The sequence below is a fragment of the [Clostridium] polysaccharolyticum genome (assembly GCF_900111595.1).
Lineage (GTDB): Bacteria > Bacillota > Clostridia > Lachnospirales > Lachnospiraceae > Clostridium_AI > Clostridium_AI polysaccharolyticum.
In genome coordinates, this window is sequence record NZ_FOHN01000025.1 from 1 (window position 1) to 17813 (window position 17813).

A 17813-nucleotide genomic window follows, 5' to 3' on the forward strand; every position below is an offset into this window, starting at 1 on the left:
ATGCAGTCTGCAGACACCGATTTCGATCAGGATTTCACCTGTACTTGACTGCTGGCTTGTGTTCTGTTTTGGTTTCAGTGGAATGAATTTTACTTCCTGTTTCTTTGTCTGGTAATCATGCAGCCATTTTCCAAAGGTTGAGGGCTTGATGTTATTTTCCTGACACCAGGAAAGACTGGTCTTTCCACTGGACAGAAAGTTCTGGATGTGTTGTTCTCGTTCTTGCTTGGATGTATATTTTCGTTTCTCCATTTATACTGCCTCCTAACTTTTTTGTATAGTATAATGGAAGAAACGTGGATTGAGGAGGCGTATCTGAGTTGACGGTTACATTTAAATAATAGAATGAGGAAAGAAGCTGACAAGAACAGTGTACTGATAACCTCTATGCCAGGAAGTATAGACCGATTTATTAAGTTTGATCATATTATATCAGGAATTCCGTATATTATTATGTCAACGAGCATGCCTGATTTAATCATTATTTCTGTATCACTATTTGTGGAAATACCAGAAATAAAAAGATTGAAACACTATATTGAAGAGAATATTGGTTCCAAACTTCTTATCTATGTTTCAAAGCATAACAGGGATGATGCGGAGTATTCGGCAAACAACTATAACACGATTTTGAATTTAGATTCGACAAAAGATTATGCTAGGAGAATACATCTACTCACCAGAGTGAAAGCATTTTCAGAGGAAGATCTTGATAATGGAAAAATGTTTGAATATATTTATAGAATGTTAACATAGTAGGAGGTAATTCAAATTGAATTTGAAACAAGCATTATGGGACATAATTCTAAAAAATAAAGTCCTGTTTGTTTTGGGTATTCTGACATCTATATCTGAATTAGGTTTTTCTGTTCTACTTCCATACATTAATGGAAAAATAATAGATGACGGAATATTGAAAAAAAATATAGAACGATTATTTTATATGTGTATTGTCTTATGTGTTCTGCACCTATTACAATATGTATTTACCATATTTAGCTCCTATGTTTTTACAAAAATATCAAAGGAATATACGACTCATATTTATACAAAAATGATTCATAACATGCTTACGAAAAAACACGATTTTTTTGTTAATCAAAGTTCTGGTGAAATTTTACAAAGAATATCAGAATCATGGCAGTTGGAAGATGTATTTTCTGTAGAATTATTTCAGGCAGTATTATCATTGATATCCTTTTTTGTATCGTTGGTGCTGCTTATAAATATAAGTGTGAAGATGACTCTCCTTGCACTAGGAGCGGGAATGATTATTTTCATACTTTATTATTACGGATCTCAGGTTTTGGAAAAATATCTACCTAAGGTATTAGATATAAATATTAAACTTACGGCCCAATTAGAAGAAGTCATTTCTGGTATTTTTGAAATAAGAGTAAATCAAGCACAACATTTATTTACAAAAGAAATAGATAAGGAAGCAAAAAGCAAATTAAAGGTAAATATGAAGCTGGCAGTATTTCCTTCAATGTATTTTAATGCTACCACTACATTAACGTCATTACTTTTGGTTGGAATACTATATCTGTCTGGTTTGGATATCATTCATGGAACATTGACAGTTGGAACTTATTTTATGATTACTACATATGTACAGATGGTCATAGCCCCTACCATGCAGATAGGATTTATTATAAACACATTGAAGCCAGTACTTATTATTGCAAACAGATTAAAAGAAAATTTTTCAGAGGAACAGGAAATTGATAATTGTAAAGAAGTATTAGAGAAATCGGAGGAGATCAATGTTCTTAACGTGGATTCAGTGGACTATGCATATGTAGGAATGGAACCATTATTTTGTAATATGAATTTTAATATAAAAAAAGGAGAGACGGCACTATTTAGAGGATCCAATGGCAGTGGAAAATCTACCCTTATCAATCTTCTATGTGGTGAAATAGTGGATTATAAAGGAAATATTAAACTAAATTCAAAAAATCTGGATTTGAGAAAATATACATCTGTTACACGACAGCATCCATTTATTTTTAATAGGAATATAAAAGATAATATCATATTGGCACAAGAATATGATAATGTGAGATATGAGCATTTGCTTCAGAAGCTTCATTTTCGTGAATATTTTGATGATCATATTTTGAATGATGATTACATGTTAGAAGAAAGTGGTAAAAATTTGTCGGGAGGACAGACGAAGCTTATTGCATTTGCAAGAAGTATTTATTGTCAAAAGCCAGTGTTGATACTGGACGAAATTATCTCAAATATGGATTGTAAGATGAGAAACATCATAATAGAGTATTTAAAAGAAATAAAAAAGGATTATATCATTATCATTGTAGAACATACAGATGAATATGAGGAAATAGTAGATAGCATAATTTATATGGAGAATTTTAAGAATTGTTAGATTATGAAAAAAGGGGTTGTTGCATATCACAATGGCTAATTTGACAGTCCCTTGCGCCCAGACAAGAATCTAGCCGTCCATTGAATCCACAGCAAATTCTAATCGAAATGGGTGTTCTGTAAACTGCATGTTCCAGAAAGCCTCGGCATCTTTTAAAACTCCCTAAAAACATACACACATGACAATACTAGCCACTTATGGTATAATATAGCCTAGTTTGAGTACACTTACACTATATTGAAAGAAAAGGAAGGAAGAAGTGAATGGCTAAGAGTGTGAAAAGCAGTAAAGAGTTGATGGATCTTCCAGCATATGTGTTAGAGCAGGAAGAAAATATAAAAGAGATTGGAAGCATTGGCTTGGTATTTCGCCATAAAAAAAGTGGAGCAAGGATAGTTGTCATAAGCAATGATGATGACAATAAAGTATTTTCGGCTGGTTTCCGGACTCCGCCACAGGATTCAACAGGAGTAGCACATATTGTGGAACATACTGTTTTATGCGGATCTGAAAAATATCCGTCTAAAGATCCATTTGTAGAGCTGGCGAAAGGATCTTTGAACACCTTTTTAAATGCTATGACCTTTTCAGATAAAACGATATATCCTGTTGCAAGCTGTAATGAAAAGGATTTTCAAAATCTGATGGAAGTTTATATGGATGCTGTATTTTATCCAAATATTTATAAAAAGAGAGCCATTTTCGAACAAGAGGGATGGTATTATGAGTTAGAAAATGAAGAGGCAGAACTGAAAATAAATGGTGTTGTGTACAATGAAATGAAAGGCGTCTTTTCTTCACCAGAGCAGAAGCTGTACCGGATGATTCAGGCATCTTTATATCCCGATACTACTTATGGAATAGAGTCAGGAGGAGATCCGGACGAAATACCGGAACTGACCTATGAAGCCTATCTGGATTTTCATAAGAAATACTATCATCCGTCAAACAGTTATATCTACTTATACGGGGATATGGATATTGAAGAAAAACTAAACTGGATGGATAAAGAATATTTAAGCAACTTTGAAAAAGAAACCATAGATTCAGAGATAAAAAAACAGCCAGCATTTGATAAAATGAAGATCATCCGTGATACCTATTCTGTTTCAGAAGGGGAAGCGGATAAAGCAGGTGCGTACTTAAGTTACAACGTAGTAGCAGGCACCAGTTTAAATAAGGAAATCTATCTGGCACTTGAGATTTTAGAGTCTGCACTAGTACAGTTTCCAGGTGCGCCATTAAAACAGGCACTGATTGATGCAGGAATAGGAAATGATATTTTAAGCGAACTGGAAAATGGCATTTATCAGCCATACTTTGGCATTATTGCAAAAGAAGCTGAATTAAATAAAGAAGAAGAATTCTTGAAGGTAATTCGGGAAACATTACAGAAAATCTGCAAAGAGGGCATAAACAGGCAATCTCTTTTAGCAGCTATTAATTATCACGAATTCCGTTTTAAAGAAGGGGATTTTGGAAGTTATCCAAAGGGACTAATGTACGGAATTACTGTACTTGACAGCTGGCTTTATGACGATGCATCGGCATTTATTCATCTTCAGGCTGAGAAAACTTATCAGAAGATGAAAAAAAATGTGGAGACAGGATATTTTGAAGAACTGATTCAAACGTATTTTTTAGATAATCCGCATAGTTCACTAGTTATTCTAGAGCCGGAAGCAGGTTTAACAGCAAAGAAGGAGCAGGAGTTAAAAGAAAAGCTTGCTGCGTATAAAAAAACATTATCGAAAGAACAGCTGCAAGAAATTATAAAAGCCAATAAAGAATTAAGAACATGGCAGGAAACACCATCTACGAAGGAAGAACTAGAAAAGATTCCTCTTTTACAGCGTTCAGATATCAGAAAAGAAGTTCGTCCAATTCAAAATGAAAAATATAACATTGCAAATGTAACGACTTTACATCATAATGTTACTACCAATGGAATTGGATATATTCGAATAGGATTTGCAGTAAATGACTATGTAGGATATGCCACAGAACTTAGCCTGTTAAGTTATATATTAGGAAAGGCCAGCACGAAAGAATATGAGTACCAGCAGTTAGCCAACGAGGTTAATATATACACTGGTGGTATTGTATATGATATGGAAAAGTATTCTGTCCGCTATGAACAAGATGTATATAAGCCATTTTTTGAAGTAACTATTAAGGTACTTTACGAAAATATTGGAAAAGCTATGAAGCTTGTAGAGCAGGTGCTGTTTGAAAGCATATTAGAAGACCGTAAACGGTTAAAAGAAATTATTTCAGAAGCAAGGTCAAAAATGAAAATTAAGATGAATTCTGAGGCCCATTCCCTTGCAGCAGCTAGGGCACTTTCTTATATTTCAAAAGAAAGCCAGTTTAATGACTGTCTAATTGGATGGTCTTATTACCAGTTTTTGTGTGATCTGGAAGAACATTTTGAAGAAAAAGCGGAACAGTTAGCAGAGACTTTAACACAGCTGATGGCAGGAATTTTCTGCAAAGAAAATATGATTCTAAGCATTACTTGTGAAGAAGAAGGATTTTCAAAGTTTAAGTCAGAAGCAGAAGAGTTTGTTCATAGGGTTGAGGCTGCTAAGAAAGAGTCTTTCCTTGAGAAAAAGAAGGTGCTTCCAGAAGTTACCCCTGTTAATGAAGGAATTCTTACAGCAGGGCAGGTACAGTATGTTGCGTTAGCAGGAAAATGCCTTGATAACGGACTTGCATATACAGGAGCTTTAAAAGTACTAAAAACCATTATGGCATATGAATATCTCTGGATTAACATTCGTGTAAAAGGTGGGGCATATGGGTGTATGTGTAATTTCCTTAGAAATGGAAACAGCTATTTTGTTTCGTACAGGGATCCCAATCTTTTGGAGACCATTGATGTTTACAAAGGGATAACGGATTTTGTGAAGAATTTTACCATTGACCAGAGAGATATGACGAAATTTGTATTAGGAACTGTCAGCACAACAGATAGGCCTTTGAATCCATGTGCAAAAGGAGAACGTGCTTATTCCTGTTATATGTCTGAACTGGATGCAGAACTGCTGCAGAAAGAACGTGACAGCATTATTAACTGCCAGGAAGAAGATATCAGGGCATTAGCAGGCCAGATGGAGTCAATCTTTAAGCATTACATTATCTGTGCAGTGGGCAATGAAGATAAAATAAAAGAACAGGAAAGCGTGTTTGATAAAACATTTAATTTATAGAGGATGGATAGGACAATGAAAAGCAGTTATAAATCAGGTTTTGTAACATTAATAGGAAGACCGAATGTAGGAAAATCAACATTAATGAATCAGATTATTGGGCAGAAAATTGCAATTACTTCTAGTAAGCCACAGACAACTAGAAACAGAATACAGACTGTCTACTCAGAAGAAGCAGGCCAGATTATTTTCCTGGATACGCCAGGTATTCATAAAGCCAAGAATAAACTTGGGGAATACATGGTGACGGTAGCAGAACGTACTCTGAATGAAGTAGATGTAATTTTGTGGCTTGTGGAACCTACTACCTTTATCGGAGCAGGGGAGCAGCATATTGCAGAAACTTTAAAGAGAGTCCGTACCCCAGTAATTTTAGTAATTAATAAAATGGATACTGTGAAAAAGCAAGAACTTCTTCCTGTTATTTCATCTTATCAGAAACTTTATGATTTTGCAGAGATAGTTCCGGTTTCTGCAATGAACGGAGAAAATAAAGAAAATCTTATTCATACTATTTTCTGTTATTTAGAAGAAGGTCCGCAGTTCTATGATGAGGATACTATTACAGATCAGCCAGAACGTCAGATTGTAGCGGAGCTGATCCGTGAAAAGGCACTTCGTCTTTTGAATGATGAAATTCCTCATGGAATAGCGGTTTCCATTGATAGAATGAAAGAACGCAAGGGTGGCAAAATCATGGATATTGATGCTACTATTATTTGTGAAAGAGACTCCCATAAAGGAATCATCATTGGCAAAAAGGGAGCTATGTTAAAAAACATTGGCATGAATGCCCGTCGGGAAATTGAAAATCTTCTAGACCAGCAGGTGAATCTGCAGTTATGGGTAAAAGTAAGAAAAGACTGGCGAGACAGTGACCTGTTCCTTAAAAATTATGGCTATAACAAAACAGAAATTTAAGTATCGCTGGCATAGAAAGATAGAAACTGGCAATCCTAATAATAAAGATAGAAAGGTTAGGGAGGCTGGTTATGAGCGACAGAGAACTTTGGAAGTTATTTGAGAAAACAGGAAGTATTAATGATTATTTAAATTATGCCTGCACATGTGAAAGTAATTTGGATGGGGAAGAGATAGTGTGTCAGGAAAGTTATAAAGAGGATGAGTGTTTTGAGTAACTCAAATTATAGAAATTCTGTTTCCTATATGGGTATGGTGCTTTCTGCCATGCCTGTTGGAGACTATGATCGGAGAGTTGTCCTATTAACAAAAGAATGTGGCAAAATATCTGCTTTTGCAAAAGGCGCTAGAAGACCAAATAGTGCCTTGCTTGCCTGTTCGCAGCCTTTTGCTTTCGGATATTTTACCATGATACAAGGGCGATCTTCCTATACTCTGCTGTCAGCGGATATCAGCAATTATTTTACTGATTTAAGAGAAGATTTAGATCTGGTAGCAATGGGCATGTACTTTTGTGAGTTTGCGGACTATTATGGGAGGGAAAATATAGAAGCTGCCCAGATGCTTAAATTGCTGTATCAGTCATTTCGGGCATTAAGTAAAAGAACCATTGATAAGAGCTTGATTCGATACATATTTGAGCAGAAAATGATGGTGATTAATGGGGAAGGACCGCAGGTATTTACTTGTGTGAAATGCAATGAAAAGGCAGATTGTGAACATTCCTGGCTGTTTCATGTAAGAGAGGGCGGAGTTTTATGCGATACCTGCCGGCGTAATTACTTGGGCGGGTTTTATATAAGCCCAGCAGCTTTATACACCCTGCAGTATATACAGGCATCGTCTATTGAGAAACTGTTTACATTCCGTGTATCGGAAGAAGTGCTAGGCGAGCTGGAACGGTTAAATGAGCAGTACCTTGACAATTATGTAGAGCGGAAATTCCGGTCATTGAAATTATTTGAGTCGTTTTAGATACACTTGGAAGCTGTCAGCAAAGGAAAAAGAAAAATCTGTTGAAAAAATACGCAATAAAGGGTAAAATAAAAAGAACCATGTTTGAAGCGGAGCGAGAAAAGGTAAAGGTGTAAAAATCATGAAGAAAAAGGCTTTCGTAATGGGACTTTGTATTTGCCTTATGCTATCAGTTACTGGGTGTAAAGGAAGACTTGAAGCACTTAGGTTAGCAGACGTAAAGTCTGAAACTATTTTGCTTCGTAGTGACGGAAGCGTGCAGTCAGGTGCATATGAATCCTTCAATGAAATTTATTATGATCAGGCTGAATTAAAGAAATTTATGAAAAAGCAGATTGAGGATTTTAATCGGGAACAAGGAGAAGAGTGTGTCAAGCTTGAAAAGTTTAAAATAGAAAAAAGGGACTCGAAGCATATTGCAAAGGCGGTTGTAACTTTTGATAATGTGAAACGGTACGGTTTAATGAATCAGTCAGAAATAGCAGAGTATACCATGAAAGAGGCAAAAGAAGCCGGAGTGCTTCCAGAGGTATTTACTGTGGCTTCTGATGGAAGCCGTGTTAATCAGAACAAAGTAACGGAAAATGCAGATTATAAAGTTTTGGTAATGAAGATGAAGGGAAAAGTGATATTCCCCGATACTGTCAAGTATTATAAAGACGTAATGTTACTGTCTCCTAACACCGTAGAAACTACGGAAGAAGAAAGAGCGGTAATCGTTTATAAATAAAATACATGAATTATTCATGAAGAGAACAAGATAGAAAGGTGAATTGACTATGGAAAAGACAATGGAGAAAATAGTTGCTTTGGCAAAAGCAAGAGGTTTTGTTTATCCAGGTTCAGAAATTTATGGAGGCTTAGCCAACACATGGGATTATGGAAATTTAGGTGTTGAATAAAAAAACAACGTTAAGAAGGCATGGTGGAAAAAGTTTATTCAGGAAAATCCTTATAATGTAGGTGTGGATTGTGCGATTCTTATGAACCCTCAGACTTGGATTGCATCTGGACATTTAGGCGGTTTTTCTGATCCTTTAATGGATTGTAAAGAATGCCATGAAAGATTTCGTGCTGATAAAATTATTGAAGATTATATGCAGGAAAACAGCATTGCTATGGAAGGTTCTGTAGATGCTTGGTCCAATGAAGAAATGAGTACCTATATTGAAGAACATAATATCTGCTGTCCAAGCTGTGGAAAGCATAACTTTACAGAAATCCGTCAGTTTAACTTAATGTTCAAGACATTTCAGGGTGTTACAGAAGATGCAAAGAATACCGTATATTTAAGGCCTGAAACAGCACAGGGTATCTTTGTAAACTTTAAAAATGTACAGAGAACATCCCGTAAAAAAATTCCATTTGGCATCGGGCAAATTGGAAAATCTTTCAGAAATGAAATTACACCAGGGAACTTTACGTTCCGTACACGTGAATTTGAACAGATGGAATTAGAATTTTTCTGTGAACCAGATACAGATTTGGAATGGTTTGCATATTGGAAAGAGTTCTGTATTAACTGGTTAAAGGATCTTGGCATGAAAGAAGAGGAAATGCGTGTTCGTGATCATGAACAGGAAGAATTATCTTTCTATTCCAAAGCAACATCTGATATTGAGTTTTTATTCCCATTTGGATGGGGGGAATTATGGGGTATTGCAGATAGGACAAATTATGATTTGACTCAACATATGAATGTATCCAAAGAAGATTTAAGTTATTTTGATGATGAAAAGAAGACAAAATATGTACCTTACGTTATTGAGCCATCTCTTGGTGCGGATCGTGTTGTACTTGCTTTCCTGTGTGGTGCTTATGACGAAGAAGAATTAGAAGGCGAGGATGTAAGAACTGTTCTTCATTTTCATCCAGCATTAGCCCCAGTTAAAATTGGTGTACTTCCATTATCCAAGAAATTAGCAGATGGTGCAGGAAAAATTTATGCAGAGCTATCCAAATACTATAACTGTGAATATGATGATCGTGGAAACATTGGAAAGCGTTACAGAAGACAGGATGAAATAGGAACGCCTTTCTGTATTACGTATGACTTTGAGTCTGAGACGGATGGCTGTGTTACAGTACGTGATCGTGATTCTATGGAACAGGAAAGAATTAAGATTGGAGAACTGAAAACCTATTTTGAAAAGAAATTTGAATTTTAATATAAAATAAATAAAGTGCATTCTGCTTAGCGGGATGCACTTCTTTACTTTATATTCCAAACGATGGTATAATAGTATTGGTAAAGTGGAGTTTGGGATAAAAGGGAGGAGTAAAGATGAAAAATAGGGGCATGATCGTGCCATATTCTTTGGCACATTTTCTTGTAGACTTTGCTTGTGCTAATTTTATGTTTCGTTATGGTTATTCATCAGGTTTGTGGTATATACTTGTTATTTTGTATAACTTCTGTGCATTTGCAATGCAGATGCCATTTGGCCTTATTGTTGATAAATGGAATAAAAATGCATTGTGTGCAGCATCTGGATGTATTTTCGTGGCAGGTGCCTATCTGGTTTCACCAGCTGTTTTGCCAGCAGTGGTAGTTCTTGGAATTGGTAATGCGTTATTCCATGTTGGAGGCGGTACGGATGTATTGAACAGCAGTACAAAAAAAGCTTCTATGTTAGGGATATTTGTATCTCCAGGTGCATTTGGTATCTATTACGGAACCATGTTAGGAAAGCAGGGGACAGTTCCATCTGCAGCATTTTTGGTTTCTTTAGCTGTTATGGCGATTCTTATTGCATTCCTGGATTATCTGCCTAATCGTACATTTTTATCTAATAATGTACCAGTATCGTTTCAAATGGAAGGAAAATCTGGTGCCGTAGGAGCAGTGGCCTGTTTCTTTCTTGTAGTTCTGCTAAGATCTTATATGGGAATGAAAAAGTTTGAATGGGGTTCCCAATGGGGAAACTGGTTAATTTGTGCGGTTGTGTCTGGTAAGGCGGCTGGAGGGATTATAGGTGATATATTTGGTTTAAAGAGAACCGCTTTTGTATCCCTATCCATAGCAGCTATCTTGTTTGTATTCTGTGACGAACCAGTATTAGGCATAGCGGCTATATTCCTCTTTAATATGACAATGCCAATTACATTATGGGCGGTTGCAAAAGTATTAAAAGGGTGCAGAGGTTTTTCATTTGGACTGCTTACCGTAGCATTGTTTTTAGGAATGCTCCCATCTTATTTTGCAGATGGCATAACTTATCATAGTCTGATAGAAAGTACAGCAATCGCTTTTGTATCACTATGTGTATTGATGTATGGACTAAAGAAGGTGAAAGAATAATGGGAATTTGGATTTTTCAGACATTATGTATTTCCCTTATAATGACACTGTTACTGGAACTTTTGTTTTGTCTGGCAGCTGGCATTAGGGAAAAAAAAGACTTGCTGCTGGCCTGCCTTGTAAATGTTCTTACGAATCCGTTTGTAGTACTGGTTCATTATATTGCATTGTATTATACTAAATGGAATCATATTCTTGTAGTTGGAATACTGGAAATAGGGGCAGTAATTGTGGAAGGAATTTGCTACAAGTCGTATGGAAAAAAGATTCCACATCCATTTTATTTATCCTTGTTTGCCAATCTGTTTTCTTATGGAACAGGCTTGCTGATAAACATTCTTAATTAGAGGGGGAGATAATCATGAAAAAATTATTAGATAGAACGGCAATGCTGTTTGCATGTATGTTTTGTGCTGTAATATTAGGGAGACAGGAAATTTTATTTGCTGATGTGGTTTTGGATAATGGGCCTGAGAAAATAGAAGAAACATTGAATCCAGATCATCCACAGGATGATTTTATGAAAGAACATTGGGATGAAATAAGAAAATATAATGGAGAGTTTGTTGGTGACGACGAAAAAAAAGAAATCTATGTGTGGACATATCCTTATTCCGATGAAGCTGCAGGACATATAAAGGCGGCTTTTTCAGAATTACCATTTATGTACTTGTATTATGAAGAATATGAAATGCTGTGGGGATATGTACAAAGTGATGAAATGCAAGGATGGATATGCATTAATGCACCAGAGGTTCCGTTTTTTAATCGTAATCTGGCAGGAGAAGATGTGGACTGCAAAGAAAAGGACAAGTTCTATGATAAGGAGAATAAATGGAGTGAAAAACAGGTGCTTTTACTTGTAACAGGTCTTGTGACTGGGTTAATTGCTGTTACAGGGATACTTATGAAAGTGTTCTGGAAGAAAGAAAAAGAGCAGTAGAGGGGAGGTGCATGTAAGAGACAAGGGATGCACAGAAAATCCAGATGGATAAAATGCAAAACTATGTCAGCACTGCTTTATTCTTTATAAAAAAATCAGGAAAGGGGATTATCAAGAAATGAAAAGAAAGTTAATGGTACTTTGTTTTGTGGCATTCTGTTTTATGGCAGGAAGCTTTCTGAATGGGAATTTAGTGAAAGCAGATGTTATATGGGAGCCGCCAAAAAGTGAATTTATGGAGGAACATCGCAAGGAATGCAGTTATGAAAACAGAGAGTATATCACTATGGGAAAAAATGGACATGTTTCTGCTTATGTAGATCCACTCTCAGACAAAGAGGCAGTTAAAATTAGCAATAACGAGCATGTAAGGGTTATGTATCGTTATACGGACAGTAAAAAGGGAAAAGCATGGGGAATGATTTCAGAGGGCCTTCGCTATACATCTCATAATGAAGTATTATGGGTAGAAATGGCTGAACTGAAACTGGTTTATGATCATATTGAATTTTGTAAGGATCACAAATCAGAACTGCAGCCTATGGATGATCGATTTGATGGAAAGTGGGAAGAAGTTTATTGCAGCTTATGGACATATCCCAATTCTGGAATTAGTACAGGACATATTTGTTACCAACTGGGCCAAGGGCTGGAATATTTATATGTAGATGAGTATGGCAGAACTTGGTCTTATATATGTTATTATCGTGGACAAAAAGGCTGGATCTGTCTTGATGATCTGGAGATCGGAATGATAAGTCCAGAACCTTCTGTGTCCGCTTCACTTTTGCCAACAGGCACACAAGAAGTGAAAACATCAGAACCAGCAATATTTCTAGTACCGACACCAGAACCAGTCCCAACTAGCTCTATAATGCCTACAGAAGTGCCTGTTCCTGTAAAAACGCTTCAATGCAGATTTGAAGCTGTGAATACATGGAAAGGTGGATTTATAGGGCAGTTTACTATTACGAATAAAGGAAAAAAGACTGTTAAGAACTGGAAAGCTAGTTTTTCAAGTGATTATGAAATCAGTTCTTTATGGGGAGCAAAGTTAGTAAGTAACAAAGATGGAGCATGTTTCGTTTCTAATGAATCATGGGATACAGGTATTGAACCAGGAGATTCCAGATGTTTCAGTTTTATAGCACAAGGAGATTACAAAGATACGCTGTGGGATATAGATGCAGTTGCATTAGATTAAATGGAAAGAGAAAAGGCAGGAGAAGGTTATTTCCTGCCTTTTCTCAATTGTATGAAAGCATTCTGAAAAAAGTACACCAGTACACACTCAGGGAAAGGCAGTATATTTAGAAAATAGTTTGTTTTTTTATGAAATTTGTTTACTATTAACAGATTAGTCTCCTGTATAAGACATAAATTGTATAAAGTTACTTGACAAAGAACTAGCTGAAAGGTAAAGTTATAGACAAGATAGCTAACAAATCTACTAGTATTGCATACACTTCTTAGTTAAGAAAAATGAATTCCCAATAAGAATACAAAAGAAAAGCATCGAACATGAAGGAGTTTTCCTATTTGGGTTTAAGTAGGGGAAAGGTGGATGTTATGTACAAAAATTTAATAGAGGTTATTACTTCCAAGGTGGAAGAAAACAATCGCGGGATTTATTTTATACGGGGCGAGGATGCGGAAGAATTCCTTTCCTATAAAGAACTTTACGAGCTAGCGTGGAGACAGAAGCAATGCATGATAGAAAAAGGATTGAAAGCAAAGACGGAAGTAATACTGCAATATGAAGATAATAGGGAATTTCTGATCGCTTTTTGGGCATGTATACTTGGAAGAATGATTCCAGTGCCACTTCCAGCACAAAAAGGAAAGGAATCCGTAGGACAAGTGTTAAAAATCTACAGACAGCTGCGAAATCCTTATATTGCAACAATAAATTCGAGACGAAAAGAAATCGTTAATGATCTAGATGAAAAAGATGTTAAAAAAATACATATATATGAAAATGCAGGGAATTGTGAATTGAGTAATTGTGTGGAAACTCCAGTTGGCTGTAATCCAGATGATGTTGCTTTTTTACAATTTTCTTCTGGTTCTACAGGAGAGCCAAAGGGGGTGCAGATCTCACATTATAATCTGCTGGAGAATTTTAAAGGAATGGTGGAAGACAGTGAAGTAGTTGAGACGGATTCTATACTCAGCTGGATGCCTCTTTACCACAATATTGGACTTATTATAAGTCATATGCTGGGAATTTACTGTAATATAGACAGCTATCTTATGAATACGGATTTATTCATTTACAGGCCTTATCTGTGGATGGAGAAAGTCAGTGAGCATAAAGTCACTTTAACATGCAGTCCAAATTTCGGCTACCGTTATTATTTAAGAGGTATTATGAATCGGGACTGTAGTGGACTGGACTTGTCAAATTTAAGGATCATTTTAAATGGTGCAGAACCTATCACCTTGAAAGCCTGTAATACTTTCCTGGAAATGATGAAGCAGTATCATCTTAGGGAAAATGTCTTCCAGACAGGGTATGGCTTATCAGAGGCCACAGTTTCTGTGACATCCACTAAAGTAGGAAGACTCTTAGAAAACGTATGGATTTGTGGCGAAAATCAGAGAATAGGTACACCAGTTCAGTTTTTAAGTTCTGAAGATGAAAATTCATTTGTAGTAGAACTGGTGAAGGTGGGACGGACACACCGTAATAATGAAATCAGAATTGTGGATGAAGAAGGCAACGTACTGGAAGAAGATTATTTTGGCGAGATACAGGTTGCAGGTACTATTATAAGCAGTGGATACTATGATGGACTGAATCAGAATGAAAAAATGAAAATTCAGGATGGATGGCTTAGTACGGGAGATATTGGGTTTATCCATGAGGGTGAACTGATTATCAGTGGCAGGAAAAAAGACATTATATTTGTAAACGGAAAAAATTATTACTGCCATGATTTAGAGAATATCATAAAAGAAGAGTATCCTAATTGCGAATGTGCTATTTGTGGTATTTTTCAAAAAGAGGCAGAACGGGACCAGATTATTTTGTTTTTGGTAAAAGGAGACCAGACTTTTATAGAACTGCGTAAGTTTGGCGATTCATTAAAAAAGAGAATTGCAAAACGGACAGGCATTATTTTAGATAAAGTAGTTTTAATCAGCGAAATACCAAAGACGAATAGTGGAAAGATACAAAGATTCCAGTTGAAAGAATGGATTGAAAAGAAAAATTATTATGATTTGTATCAGCAGTATTCCAGAGCACAAGTGATTGATATTATACAGGAGCAGTTAAAAAACATATTAGGATTCACCATAGACGATTTGGATGAGAGCATTGTAGAAGCAGGAGTCAATTCTATAAAAGCGGCCCAGTTCCATAAATTGATGTCACAAGTAATAGAAATGGAACTTCCAGTTTCTTTAGTATTTGATTATCCAACGGTCAATGCTATTGCTGATTTCATTTTAGGAGAAGACGGTAAAGAGTATGAACGGCAGGAAACGAAAGAACTCTTTCAATCAGATGATATTGCAGTAATAGGAATGGCATGTCAATTTCCGAATGGAGCGGATAGCTTAGAAAAATATTGGAAAAAGCTGCTGGAAGGTTATGATGGCATTACAGAGATACCACAGGAACGTACACTATTAAAAAATTTCTGTGAAAAAAACCAGCTGAACATAAAAGGCGGATTTTTAGCGGATATTGATAAAATGGATGCAGGATTTTTTGGAATAACCCCAATCGAAGCAAAGTATTTAGACCCACAGCAGAGATTGCTGCTTACAAACAGTTATTTGGCACTGCAGGATGCATTTTTAGATAGGAAAAAACTTAGAGGAAGTAAAACAGGAGTATTTATAGGAATTTCAAACTCTGATTACAAAGAGATACTTCCAAAGGATGAAGCAGTGTCTTATATGCTGTCAGGAAATATGAACAACATGGCGGCTGGACGTATTAGCTATACGTTTGATTTTCAAGGTCCATCTATGGTCATAGATACAGCCTGTTCTTCTTCCTTGGTTGCGATTCACCAAGCGGTTCTTAGCCTCCAGTCAGGAGAATCGGATATGGCCTTAGCAGGTGGAGTCAACTGTATTTTGTCACCTTATGGATATCTTGGGCTGATGAAAATGGAAGCATTGTCACCAACAGGGCACTGCCACACCTTTGGCGAAGAAGCAGATGGCTATGTACGAAGTGAGGGCTGTGGCATGGTTGTATTAAAGCGTTATCAGGAAGCACGAAGAGATGGAGACCGGGTATACGCTCTGATTAAGGGAAGTGCTATTAATAGTGATGGATGGAGCAGTGGCCTTACAGCACCGAATGGAATGGCACAAGTTAGGGTTATGCGTCAGGCTTTAAAAAATGCAGGAATAAGTCCAGAAGATGTTTCATTTGTAGAAACTCATGGAACTGGAACGAAACTGGGAGATCCTCAGGAGATTAATGCTTTACATAGAGTGTATGGAGAGAGAAAAGAAGAATTATATCTTGGAGCAGGAAAAACCAATATTGGACATGCAGAAAGTGCAGCAGGAATTGCAGCATTTATTAAGACCGTGTTAGCAGCATATTATGGAATATTGCCTGGCAATTATGGAATTGCTGCAAAGAATAGCTATATTCCTTGGAAAAGGATGAAGTTTCAGGTGTTAGATAAAGCTATGCCTTGGAGAGCACAGAACAGAATAGCAGGCATAAGTTCTTTTGGATTAAGTGGAACCAATGCTCATGTAATCGTTGCTCAGGCAGAGCCAATGAAAGCGGTGGAGTTTCCAAAAAAATATCCACAGATACTTACATTATCTGCAAGAAAGTTAGACCAGCTTCATAAGGAAATAGAGCATTTTGCTGATTTTCTGGAGAAGACGGATGCACCTATGGAACAGATTATATATACAGCAAACCGCCATAAGGCAAGTGAAAAATACCGATTAGGATTAGCGGCAGCAGAGAAAGAAGAATATATTGAACAATTGCAAAAAGCCAGCAAAAAGAAGAGTACAGGGCAGATAATTGCAAAGAATAACAAGATCGTGCTGCTTTGTGGAGAGATACAGAAGCTTGATACAGAAGGATTTTTCAGGCTATATGAGGAAAATGAAGTATTTCAGAAGGCTATAACGGAATGTGAGAGAATATTGCAGTCAGAATTTTCTCTAAAGGAAATGGAATGGGTTCAGAAACTTGGAAAGGGAACGGACAGAGAACAGGAAAAATGGAAGCTTTATTTTAGCATGGCAGTACAGTATGGACTGATTGCAGTACTGAAAAATTTCGGTGTGGAATTTAGTGGAATAGCAGGACATGGGAATGGTGAGTGGATAGGCTGTGTTGTAGCAGGCAAAATTACATTGAGACAGGCATTTGTTTTCGCTACTTATATTTTAGAGGCAAAACAAAAATATGGAAGGAGGAAAAAAGCAGCATTACTGTTTTTATCAGAAGAAGAATGGGAGAATATTAAGCAGACAGAACAGAATATCCATCTGCTTACAGTCAATTCCAGAGAGAGCATAGTAGTTGTTTATGAGGAAGTGTCAGAGTTTCTTTCTTGCATGGAACAGAACCAGATTTCTTATATAGAACTGGAAGAATATGTATTATGGATAGACGAAAAGGAAAAAGCAAAGGAAGAAGTTCAAAAGCGTATGGAAGGAGAACAGACAGAATGTGGAATAATTCCTTATTATAGCACGCAGGAATACGGGAAAGGAGGACAGACAAAGCAGTTCCATTTCTGGGAACTTCTAGAACAGACTGCACATATACAAAAAACAATGGAAGCAACAGAGGCACTCGACTGCAGTATTTATCTAGAATGTAATGCACGTCCGTATTTGTCTGCTTTAGCGGAACAGAATCTGCAGGAGGAAAAATATATACTGCCAGTTATAAGAAAGGCTGGAAGGGAAGAACTTCAGCTTAGAACGATGATTGGAAAATTATATGGGCAGGGGGTAAACATACATTTTTCATTAGGAAAAGGACAGGGCGACTGGCTTGTTTCGTTGCCAGGTACAGAGTTAAAACAGAGCAAATTTTGGTTTTAAGAAAGTGGAGGATAC

The 17813-nt window shown here is 36.5% G+C and carries 13 protein-coding genes and 1 pseudogene; 13 read left to right on the forward strand and 1 reads right to left on the reverse strand.

The window, feature by feature from the left end; genetic code table 11:
* Positions 1-252: IS66 family insertion sequence element accessory protein TnpA (gene tnpA / locus BMY85_RS12565; RefSeq protein ID WP_092478196.1), on the reverse strand; the 252-nt coding region annotated here is incomplete at its 3' end.
* A gap of 93 nt (positions 253-345) precedes the next feature.
* Here tnpA and BMY85_RS12570 point away from each other — a divergent pair.
* The 13 genes and pseudogenes from BMY85_RS12570 to BMY85_RS12625 all read left to right on the forward strand — a co-directional run bounded on the left by BMY85_RS12570 (position 346) and on the right by BMY85_RS12625 (position 17798).
* Entirely contained in the window at positions 346-756 is a 411-nt protein-coding gene (locus BMY85_RS12570; protein ID WP_092478626.1) for a hypothetical protein, read from the forward strand.
* 16 nt (positions 757-772) lie between these two features.
* Entirely contained in the window at positions 773-2395 is a 1623-nt protein-coding gene (locus tag BMY85_RS12575; protein ID WP_092478627.1) for an ABC transporter ATP-binding protein, read from the forward strand.
* A gap of 263 nt (positions 2396-2658) precedes the next feature.
* Positions 2659-5607 (forward strand): insulinase family protein, encoded by a 2949-nt coding sequence (locus BMY85_RS12580; protein WP_092478628.1) that lies wholly within the window; start codon positions 2659-2661, stop codon positions 5605-5607.
* Between the two features lie 15 nt (positions 5608-5622).
* On the forward strand, positions 5623-6528 hold the full coding sequence (era, locus tag BMY85_RS12585; protein WP_092478629.1) for a GTPase Era: 906 nt from the start codon (positions 5623-5625) through the stop codon (positions 6526-6528).
* Between the two features lie 71 nt (positions 6529-6599).
* Positions 6600-6746, forward strand: a complete 147-nt coding sequence (locus BMY85_RS15705) for a hypothetical protein (protein WP_177180785.1) — start codon at positions 6600-6602, stop codon at positions 6744-6746.
* A 34-nt stretch (positions 6747-6780) separates the two neighbouring features.
* Positions 6781-7503: a DNA repair protein RecO gene (gene recO, locus BMY85_RS12590; RefSeq protein WP_092478649.1), complete on the forward strand. Its 723-nt coding sequence runs from the start codon at positions 6781-6783 to the stop codon at positions 7501-7503.
* Positions 7504-7624: 121 nt separating this feature from the next.
* The gene (locus tag BMY85_RS12595) at positions 7625-8233 is read left to right on the forward strand and encodes a hypothetical protein (protein WP_092478630.1); all 609 of its coding nucleotides are present in this window, start codon (positions 7625-7627) and stop codon (positions 8231-8233) included.
* A gap of 49 nt (positions 8234-8282) precedes the next feature.
* A pseudogene (locus BMY85_RS12600) lies at positions 8283-9671 on the forward strand (glycine--tRNA ligase).
* Positions 9672-9787: 116 nt separating this feature from the next.
* Positions 9788-10804, forward strand: a complete 1017-nt coding sequence (locus tag BMY85_RS12605) for an MFS transporter (RefSeq protein WP_092478631.1) — start codon at positions 9788-9790, stop codon at positions 10802-10804.
* Positions 10804-11151 (forward strand): hypothetical protein, encoded by a 348-nt coding sequence (locus BMY85_RS12610; RefSeq protein WP_092478632.1) that lies wholly within the window; start codon positions 10804-10806, stop codon positions 11149-11151. Before BMY85_RS12605 ends, BMY85_RS12610 begins: the two co-directional genes overlap by 1 nt.
* Before the next feature lie 14 nt (positions 11152-11165).
* Positions 11166-11747, forward strand: a complete 582-nt coding sequence (locus BMY85_RS12615; protein ID WP_092478633.1) for a hypothetical protein — start codon at positions 11166-11168, stop codon at positions 11745-11747.
* Positions 11748-11865: 118 nt separating this feature from the next.
* On the forward strand, positions 11866-12951 hold the full coding sequence (locus BMY85_RS12620; protein WP_092478634.1) for a cellulose binding domain-containing protein: 1086 nt from the start codon (positions 11866-11868) through the stop codon (positions 12949-12951).
* Between the two features lie 365 nt (positions 12952-13316).
* On the forward strand, positions 13317-17798 hold the full coding sequence (locus tag BMY85_RS12625; protein ID WP_177180786.1) for a beta-ketoacyl synthase N-terminal-like domain-containing protein: 4482 nt from the start codon (positions 13317-13319) through the stop codon (positions 17796-17798).
* Positions 17799-17813 lie beyond the last annotated feature (15 nt).